The 9,117-nt window shown below is 71.0% G+C and carries 6 protein-coding genes; 3 read left to right on the forward strand and 3 right to left on the reverse strand.

Translation table 11 applies throughout. From position 1 onward, the window contains the following. Positions 1-954: a cyclase family protein gene (locus tag ABT008_RS27230; RefSeq protein WP_350699676.1), complete on the forward strand. Its 954-nt coding sequence runs from the start codon at positions 1-3 to the stop codon at positions 952-954. Between the two features lie 76 nt (positions 955-1,030). Here ABT008_RS27230 and ABT008_RS27235 read toward each other — a convergent pair whose 3' ends face one another. Both ABT008_RS27235 and ABT008_RS27240 read right to left on the reverse strand, forming a co-directional pair. Continuing rightward, positions 1,031-1,867, reverse strand: coding sequence for an alpha/beta fold hydrolase (locus ABT008_RS27235; RefSeq protein WP_350699678.1), 837 nt, complete (start codon positions 1,865-1,867; stop codon positions 1,031-1,033). A gap of 59 nt (positions 1,868-1,926) precedes the next feature. After that, positions 1,927-2,628, reverse strand: a complete 702-nt coding sequence (locus ABT008_RS27240; protein WP_350699680.1) for an alpha/beta fold hydrolase — start codon at positions 2,626-2,628, stop codon at positions 1,927-1,929. 473 nt (positions 2,629-3,101) lie between these two features. Between ABT008_RS27240 and ABT008_RS27245 the strand changes: the two genes are divergently transcribed. Beyond that, positions 3,102-3,440, forward strand: coding sequence for a hypothetical protein (locus tag ABT008_RS27245; protein ID WP_350699682.1), 339 nt, complete (start codon positions 3,102-3,104; stop codon positions 3,438-3,440). 57 nt (positions 3,441-3,497) lie between these two features. On the opposite strand, the gene ABT008_RS27250 is transcribed toward ABT008_RS27245, so the two are convergent. Then, on the reverse strand, positions 3,498-6,362 hold the full coding sequence (locus tag ABT008_RS27250; RefSeq protein WP_350699684.1) for an AfsR/SARP family transcriptional regulator: 2,865 nt from the start codon (positions 6,360-6,362) through the stop codon (positions 3,498-3,500). Between the two features lie 85 nt (positions 6,363-6,447). Between ABT008_RS27250 and ABT008_RS27255 the strand changes: the two genes are divergently transcribed. Continuing rightward, positions 6,448-9,057: an ATP-binding protein gene (locus ABT008_RS27255; protein ID WP_350699685.1), complete on the forward strand. Its 2,610-nt coding sequence runs from the start codon at positions 6,448-6,450 to the stop codon at positions 9,055-9,057. Positions 9,058-9,117 lie beyond the last annotated feature (60 nt).

Raw genomic sequence — 9,117 nt, forward strand, 5'->3', positions numbered from 1 at the left:
ATGACGGCAGAGCGGCCGAGGCCCACCCAGGAGGACGTGCTCGGGTATTTCGACACGCTGTCGAACTGGGGTCGGTGGGGCGACGACGACCAGCTCGGCACGCTCAACCACATCACCGACGACGTCCGGTTGGCGGCGGCGCGGGCCGTACGCCACGGCCGGAGCGTGTCGTGCGCGTGGGAGGTCGCCGTGCCGGGAGAGATGGAGCGGTCGACGACGGCGTGCCCGTGTGCCGCCGACATGCCGGGTGCCGAGAACATGCCGCCCGCCTTCCACGCCGACCGGCGCTGGGGCTTCTCGTCCGAGCGGCTCAGCCTCTCGTTCCACGGCAACACCGTCACCCACCTCGACTCGCCGTGTCACATCTTCTGGGACGGCGTGATGTACAACGGGCGGTCGCACGCGTTGGTGGACGCCGCGACGGGGTCGGCGTGGGCGGCCGTCACGGCGGCGGCGAACGGGATCGTCACCCGTGGTGTCCTGCTGGACGTGGCGAGGGCCCGGGACGTGCCGTGGTGGGAGCCGGGGCAGGCCGTGTTCCCCGAGGATCTCGAGGAGGCCGAGCGCCGGCAGGGCGTACGGGTGGGGTCCGGCGACGCGGTGCTGTTGCGGACCGGCCGTGGTCGGGTCCGCCACGAGGGCGGTACGGCCGGCGGTGTCACCCAGGCCGGCTGGCACGCGTCCTGCCTGCCGTGGCTGCACGAGCGCCAGGTCGCACTGATCGGCGCGGACACTCCGCAGGATGTCCAGCCGTCGGGATACGACGACGTCTTGATGCCGGTGCACACCGTGAGCCTCGTCGCGATGGGTCTGTGGTTGCTCGACAACTGCGACCTGGAGGCGTGCGCGACGACCGCCGCCGACCTCGGTCAGTGGGACTTCCAGCTCGCCGTCGCGCCGGTCCGCCTGGCCGGGACGTCCGGTAGCCCGGTCAACCCGATCGCCACGTTCTGACCGGTACGCCGTCGGCGGCGCGCTGATCCCAGCGCGCCGCCGACGGGGGACGGGTGTTGCGAACAGGCTCGGTCGGTCAGCGCGTGGTGGCGCGGGCCGCCGTGTCGATCAGATCGGCCACGGCATGCGGCTTCGAGACCGTGACCGCGTGGGAGGCCGTGATCTCGACGGTGTGCGACCCGGCCCGCTCGGCCATGAACCGCATCGAGTCGGCCGGGATGGCCAGGTCCTGCGTGGTCACCATGAACCAGGACCGGATGGACTTCCACGCCGTCCTGGTGGCCGTGTCGTCCAGCGCGGCACTGGTGATCGGCCGCTGGGTGACGGCCATCAGATCGGTGACGTTCCGTGGGACGTCGGCCGCGAACACCCGCCGGAACTGGTCCTGCTTGATGTAGAGGTCGGTGCCCGGACCGGCGCCCGGGATCGACACCGGCACGGAGTCCAGGGCCGGTCCCAGTTGCCCGCCCGGGAACTTCGCGGCCAGGGCCGAGGTGCTCTCCCCCTGCTCCGGGGCGAAGCTCGCGATGTAGACCAGTGCGGTGACGTCGGTGTCGCCGTCGGCGGCCTCGCTCATCACCGATCCGCCGTAGGAGTGACCGGCCAGCACGATCGGGCCCCGCACGCTGTCCAGCACACTGCGCAGGTGTTCCGCGTCGGCGTGCAGGCCACGCAGCGGATTGGCGGCCGCGACCACCGGATAGCCGTCCCGTTTCAGGTGCGTGATGACGCCGTTCCAGCTCGACGAGTCGGCGAACGCGCCGTGGACCAACACCACCGTGGGCTTGGTCCAGGGGCGGTGCCCCGCCACCGCCTGCGCGGAACCGGCGACCAGCGCGGCCACCGCCACTCCTGCGGCGACGGCCGTCCAGGGGGCCACGCGCCTCGACAGGAAGGCAAGGTTGATCTTCATGGGTGGATCCTTTCGATCGGATGCGGCCGGCAGGCCGGGTGTCGGGTATGGACGAGATGTCAGACGGCAGTCGCGGCGCGGAGGATGACGTCGGCCACCGCCTGCGGCTGCGACGTCGGAAGCGCGTGCGAGGCGCCGGCCACCTCGACGGCCTCCCGTGCGTTGGCGCGCTCGGCCATGAAGCGGAACACCTCGATCGGGATGGCGAGGTCCCGTTCCGGGGAGACGAACCAGGACGGGATCGTCTTCCAGGCCGGTTCGCCGGACCCCTCGTTGAGGGCGGTGGTGTTGAACGGCCGCTGGGTGGTGGCGTCCAGGGCGGCCTGCTCCGCCGTGAGGTCCGCGCCGAAGTGCTCGTGGTAGCTCTCCGGGCGGACGTAGACGTCGGCGGTGCCGTCGCCGAGCGGCACCTCGTAGAGGTGCTCGCCGAGGGTGGCGCCGGGGAACTTTCCGGTCAGGTCGGGCACGTTCTCGCCCTTGTCCGGGGCCAGCGCGGCGACGTAGACGAGGGCCTTGACGTTGTCGTTGCCGGTCGCGGCGTTCGAGGCGACGGCCCCGCCGTAGGAGTGGCCGACCAGCACGATCGGGCCCTCGATCGTGGCCAGCAGGTCGGACACCGCGGCGGCGTCCCCGGAGAGGCTGCGCAGCGGATTCGCGGCCGCGATGGTGCGGTGTCCCGCGGCCTGTAGCCGGCTGATCACGCCCTTCCAACTGGCGGACTCGGCGAAGGCTCCGTGGATCAGGACGATGGTGGGCTTCATGAGCTGTCTCCTCGACGTGGACGGTGACGGCACGTACGGCGGCCGTCAATGGATCCACGATCGGCTCCCGGGCCGCTCGCCGAATCAGTCATCCGCCTGCCGTAGACGTCGGCGCGGCGCGGAAGAGACGCAGGATGACGTGCCCTTTCGCCTTGATTGTCCGCTCTCGATGATTGTTTCCGGCCGGCGCGACCCACCGACGAGTGCCCGACGGTCGGCGGCGGCGCACGGCTCGGTTAGGTCGTTCGACGGATGCCCGGCGCGCTTCCCCGCCGGCCGTTGTTCCTCCACATCGCCGCGTGGCGTCTGGTCGGGCTACGTGTGTCGCCGCACGAAGTTCACGCTTGTGACCATCATTTTCTGTCTACATAGTCATCGACTCATACCATTGCCGATTCTCGTGAGCCCGCGAAAAGCTGACCGTGGCGCACCCACACCACGCCACACGGACCTCGATCCAGGGAGGCAACACCATGGGCCGGAGAATTCGTACCGTCGCGGGCCTGACCGTGGCCGGCATCGCCGCCACGGTCGGTCTGTACGCTCAGCCCGCGCAGGCCGCCGTCGACGTCCCACCCTCGGGGCTGAGCATCTTCGAGGGCACGTTCGCCACGCTGCTGCTACACGTCGCCGAGCCCGACGGCACCTGCCTGGCCATGCCGCCGACCGCGGCCTCGCTGACCGGGGAACGCATCGTCGAGCAGGTCAGTGCCTTCAGCGGGCCCAACTGCACGGGTCTCCAGTGGAACCTCGGCACGTTCCGGACCTTCCCCGCCGGTAAGTACCAGTCCTTCCGCGCGTACTCGTTCTGATGTAAGGAAGGGTCCCCTGCTATACACCAGGCGTTAGCAGGGGACCCTTCCTTACATCTAGGCGGCACTGTCGGTGTGGAGACTCAGCCGGGTCAGGCGACGCCGGATCGCGTCCTGCTGCCGCCGATCCGCGTCGTTGCTCAGGCTCAGGGCCGCCAGCCATGCCGTCCGGGCGGCGTGCCAGTCCCCCAGCGCATAGGCGGTGTCCCCCAGGCCGAGCTTCGCCCGGACCATGAGTACGCGGCCACCGACGGCGGTGGACAGTTCGTCGGCTGCGGTCCAGTCCGCCAGGGACTCGGCGTACCGCCGCTCGCGCAGATAGAGGTTCGCACGCCGCAGGTGGCACTCGCTGCGGCGGGAACTGTTGGCGAGTTTCTCGCTCATGGCCAGGGCACGGCCGAGGGTCTCGAAACTCTCCGCGCGGTCACCGAGTTCGTAGCGCGTGTCGGCGAGACGACACAGCACATCCACCTGGGATACCTGCTCGCCGAGCGATTCGGCGATCCGCAGCGCCTCGTGGTGACAGGTAACGGATCGGTCGTAGTCACCGACCGCGAAGTTGACCTCGCCGAGATTGCGCAGTGTCAGCGATTCCCGGGACGCGTTGCCCAGCTCGATGAAGATCACGAGGGCACGTTCCAACAGGGTCAGGGCGGACGCGCTGTCGCCGAGGGAGAAGTGCGCTCCGGCCAGGCTGCGCAGCATGTTCGCCGCACCGTTCGAGTCACCGGCGCTCTCGGCCGCGTCCAGGCATTCGCGCACCACGGTCGCCCACTCCTGCCACCAGCCGTCACGCTGGTAGAAGCCCTGCACCGTGAGTTCCAGCTGCCAGGCGTCGTACACCCGGCCTCTGTCGTTGGCCTGACGCATGACGGCTTTGAGCACTTCGCGCTCGGCGGCGAACCACTCGACGGCCTCGCCGGCGTCCTGCGGGTTCTCGTCGACGACCCCGTCGTGCGCGGCGGGCGGGTCCGCGTCGATCTCGTGGTTGAGGTAGCGGTTGGCCGCGTAGGCGGCACGCCGGTGATAGCGGAGCAGCCGGTCCGCCGCAGCGTCGCGTTCCGCGGCGGAGTCGGTCTCGTGCAGCAGCTCCCGTGCGTACGCGGCGATCAGATCGTGGGTGCCGTACCGACCGGGCCGACGTTCCGTGACGAGCCTGCTCCACAACAGCTCGTCGACCACGTCGCCGGCCTTCGGCACGGCGAGACCGGCCAGGCTGGCCGCCGCCGGGAGCGTGTAGTCCGGGCCCGGATGCAGGGCCAGCAGGCGGAAGAGACGGGCGGCCGAAGGGCTGAGGCCACGATAGGACCAGGAGAAGATGGCGCGCAGGTCACTGTCGGGATCGCCGACGTCGAATCCGTCGAGGCTGCCCTGGGCGTCGCGCAGTTCACGCGCGACGGCCGACATCCGGTGTCCCGGGCGGGCCAGGGTCCGGGCGGCCACCACGGCCAATGCCAGCGGAAGTCCCGCACAGCGGTCGACGATCTCGTCCAGCGCCTGCCGGTCGGCCAGGGCACGCGCAGCCCCGACGCGTGAGACCACGAGCTCGCGCGCTTCGTCGTCCGGCAGGACGTCGAGCGCGAGCACGTGAGCTCCGTGTGTCGCGGCGAGACCGGACAGGCAGTGTCGGCTGGTGACCAGAACGAGGTTTCCCGGAGCGCCGGGCAGCAACGGCCGGACCTGGTCGGCGTCGCGGACGTTGTCCAGGACGATCAGGACCCGACGCTCCGCCAGGATGCTGCGGTAGAGCCCGGATCGGGCCAGTTCGCTGGAGGGGATGTCCGGGCCGCGGACGCCCAACGCGTGCAGGAACGAGTGCAGCACCTCTCCCGGGGCCAACGCGGCGTCCCGGTCCAGGCCCCTGAGGTCGGCATAGAGCTGGCCGTCCGGGAACTCGTCGGTCAACCGGTAGGCGAGATGGGTCGCCAGGCTGGTCTTGCCGACGCCGGGGATGCCCTCGAAGACCACGATGCGCAAGGCACCGGCGGCGGTGCGGCCGTGGATGAGCGCCAGCGCCCGGCGCAGACTGTCCCGGCGGCCCGTGAAGTGGGGCAGATCCGGCGGTAGCTGGGCCGGACTGACGAAGAAGTCGCCCGTCGACGAGCCCTCGTCGGGCAGCGGAGGCGGCGGCATCTCGGCGGCACCGTGCCGCAGGACGGTCCGGTACGCCTCCTGGAGCTCCCGGCCCGGATCGATCCCGAGATCGTCGGACAGTCGGCTACGGAGTTCCTGGTACAGAGCAATCGCCTCGGCCTGTTGCCCGGCCTCGGACAACGTGAGGAGCAACCTGGCCTGCACGGCTTCGTCCAGCGGGCGCTGCGTGGCGACGCGCCGCAGCATCGGTAGCACCACCCGGGCCGTTCCGGCACGCAGTGCCAGGTCGGTGGCCTCACCCACCACGTCGGCGTACTCGTTGTCCACCGCCTCGAAGTCGGCGACGGGATGGCTGAGCAGGTCCGGCGCGCCACCGCACGGCCCGCGCGACAGGTGCAGTGCCGCCACGTAGGTCGTCAACGCCTGGGCAGGATCGTCGGCGGCCCGCGCCCGGCGTACCAGGTCGCGGAAGCGCAGCAGGTCCAGCCCGTCCGCGTCGACCACCATGCGGTAGCCGGCCGCGTCACCGACGAGCCATCGGCCGGGTGCGCGGGGGCGCAGGCCGGGTTCGAACAACCGGCGAAGGGTACCCAGGTGAAGGTGCACGATGTTCACCGCGCTTCGGGGTGGCCGCTCGCCCCACAACAGCTTGACGAAGTCCGTGATGCCGACCGGCCGACCGGCCCGCGCCAGGAGCAGCGCGAGGATCAGACGCTGCTGGCGTGAGCCCGGGTCGACCTCGCCTGCGCCGCGCCACACCTGCACCGGCCCCAGCACCGCGAAGCGTACGAGCGGACCGTCCGGCGGACTCTCGGACCTCATCAGCATCGCGAGCGGTCTATGATCACGGCTCCAGCCTAGAACTGTCGGCGACGCGACTGAACCCTGACCGCCCGCAGTCGTAGTGCCCGGTGTGACGTCATCGCATGAGCTGTTGGTCGGGCGCGAGGTGGAGCTGGCGTGCATCGGCCAATTCCTGCAATCGGTACGGCGCGACGGGGATGTCCGGTTGGTGCGCGGCGAGCCCGGTGTCGGCAAGTCGGCGTTGTTGGACGCGGCGGCGGACCTGGGCGAGGCGGCCGGCTTGCAGGTGTTGCGGGCGTCCGGCTCGGAGTTCGAGGCAGATGTCAGCTACTCCTCGCTCAACCAACTACTGCTGCCGCTGTACGCCGAGATTCGGCGACTGCCCCCGGCGCTGCGCGACGCGCTCACCGTCGCGCTCGGTTTCGGCTCCGGCCCGACGCCTGCGGCGCTGCTGGTCTGCAATGCCGCCCGGTCCCTGCTCACCACCGTCGCCAAGAAGGCGCCCGTCCTGCTGATCGTGGACGACGTGCAGTGGGTCGACCGGTCCAGCGCCGTCGCGCTCGGCTTCATCGCCCGACGGGTGGCGAAATCGCCGGTCGGCGTAATCGCCGCCTTCCGGACCGGCACCGAGAGCTTCCTCGACCGCCGTGGCCTCACCGAGGTCACCGTCGAGCCGCTGAGCACCGAAGCCTCCACCCGGCTGGTGGACTCGCACTTCCCCACCATGACGCCGCGTTCCCGGCGGCGCCTGCTCGACCTCGCCCGGGGCAACCCGCTGGCCCTGGTCGAGCTGCCGGCGACCCTGGCCGGCCCGACGCAGCCTTCGACCTTCGCGGACGTGGTGCCGCTCAGCGACCGGCTCCAGGCCGGCTTCGCCCACCGCATCGCCGGTCTGCCCGAGCCCAGCCGGTTGCTGCTGCTGCTCGCCACGTTCGAGGGCAGCGGCGACGTCCGCACCCTGCGGGGCATGACCGACCTGACCCATCTGGCACCGGCCGAACGACACCAGTTGGTACGGGTCGACGACGCGACCGGGCGTATCACCTTCCGGCATCCCCTCATCCAGTCGGCGATCGTGGCGTCGTCCACGCACGAGGAGCGGCGCCGGGCTCATCTGGCCGTCGCCGAGGCGTTGCCGGACGATCCGGAACGTCGGAGCTGGCATCTGGCCGCAGCCGCCGCCGGTCCGGACGAGGCAGTGGCGGCAGAACTGGAGCGGGCCTCCCATCGCGTCATGCAGCGTGGTGACTCGCTGGCCGCCATCGCTGCGCTGATGCGTGCGGCGGAGTTGAGCGCCACTGCGCAGAGCACCGCACGACGACTGGCGCAGGCGGCGTACATCGGCGCGGAGGCCGGTGGCTCGGGTGACGCGACCACCCTGCTCGCCCGCTCGCGGGAGATGAGCGTCGGTTCGGCCGGTGCGCTGCACGCCGCCGGCGCTGCGGCCCTGCTGATGATCAATGGTGACGGCGACGTGCACACCGCGCACCGTCTGCTCGCCGGCGCGATCGAGACGGGCGAGCACGGCTGGCGGGCGGACGATCCGGCGCTCGACGAGGCCATGCACACGCTGCTGTTGCTGTCCTGGTATGCCGGCAGTCCCGACCACTGGGCCGTCTTCCACCGACTGCTGGGGATGTTCACGCCGGGTCCGTCCGACATCCTCTCGGTGCTGAGCAGGACCTTCCCCGATCCGGTACGCACCGGGGCCGCGGCGTTGCCGGACCTGGAAGCGCTGATCGCGTCGTTGCCCGAGGAGGAGGATCTGACCCGGGCCATGCGGATCGGCACCGCCTCGGTCTATCTCGACCGGTTGGGCGAGAACCGCGAGTATTCGTGGCGACTCGTGCGGCAGGGACGCGACGGCGGGGCGCCACGGCGGCAGTTGGCCGCCATGATGCATCTCTGCCTGGACGGTTTCCTCACCGGCCGGTGGGACGAGACGGAGGCGTTGGCCGTCGAGGCGCAGCAGGTCTGCGGCGACAGCGGTCTGGTGTTCCTGACGTGGTACTTCCTGTACAACCGGGCCATCGTCGCGGCCGGCCGGGGCCGGTCCGGCGAAGCCTTCGAGCTGGCCGACGAGATCACCCACTGGGCGCTGCCGCGCGGGGTCGCGGGAGCGGCGGCCATCGCCCATCACCCGCGTACGCTGGCCGCCGCCGCACAGGGCGACTTCGAGTCCGCGTACCGGCACGCCGCCGCCTCCAGTCCTCCCGGTGTCCTCGCCCGGTACGTGCCGAACTGCACCTACCTGATGTTCGACCTGGTGGAGGCCGCCGTCCGCACCGGGCGCATGACGGAGGCCCGGGCACACGCCGACGCCATGCGCGAGGCGGACGTGGCCGCCCTGTCGAGCCGCATGACGCTGCTGCAGCACGGCGTCGACGCGCTCGTGCTCGACAGCGACGACGCCGGTGTCCGGCTCGCGCGGACCCTTGACGACCCGGCCTCCGAGCGTTGGCTGTTCGAGGCGTCGCGGATCCGGCTCGCCTACGCCGAGAAGCTGCGCCGCCATCGGGACCTGTCGGCCGCCCGCACCCATCTCCTCGCCGCCCGCGACGGTTTCGCCGCCATGGGCGCCGAGCCGTGGCTGGCCCGGACCACGGCCGAGCTGCGCGCCACCGGCTACCGACCGGTCGTCGCCGAGGAACCGGCCACCGGTCTCGCCGGTCTGACCAGTCAGGCAGGGTCTTTGCGTAGTCGTTTGATGTGCGTCTGACCTGGCCGTATGTGGTGCCGCAGCCTGTGTGGAGGGTGATGCTGAACGGGTGTGGCCCAT

Source organism: Micromonospora sp. NPDC002389, assembly GCF_040296095.1.
Taxonomy (GTDB): domain Bacteria; phylum Actinomycetota; class Actinomycetes; order Mycobacteriales; family Micromonosporaceae; genus Micromonospora.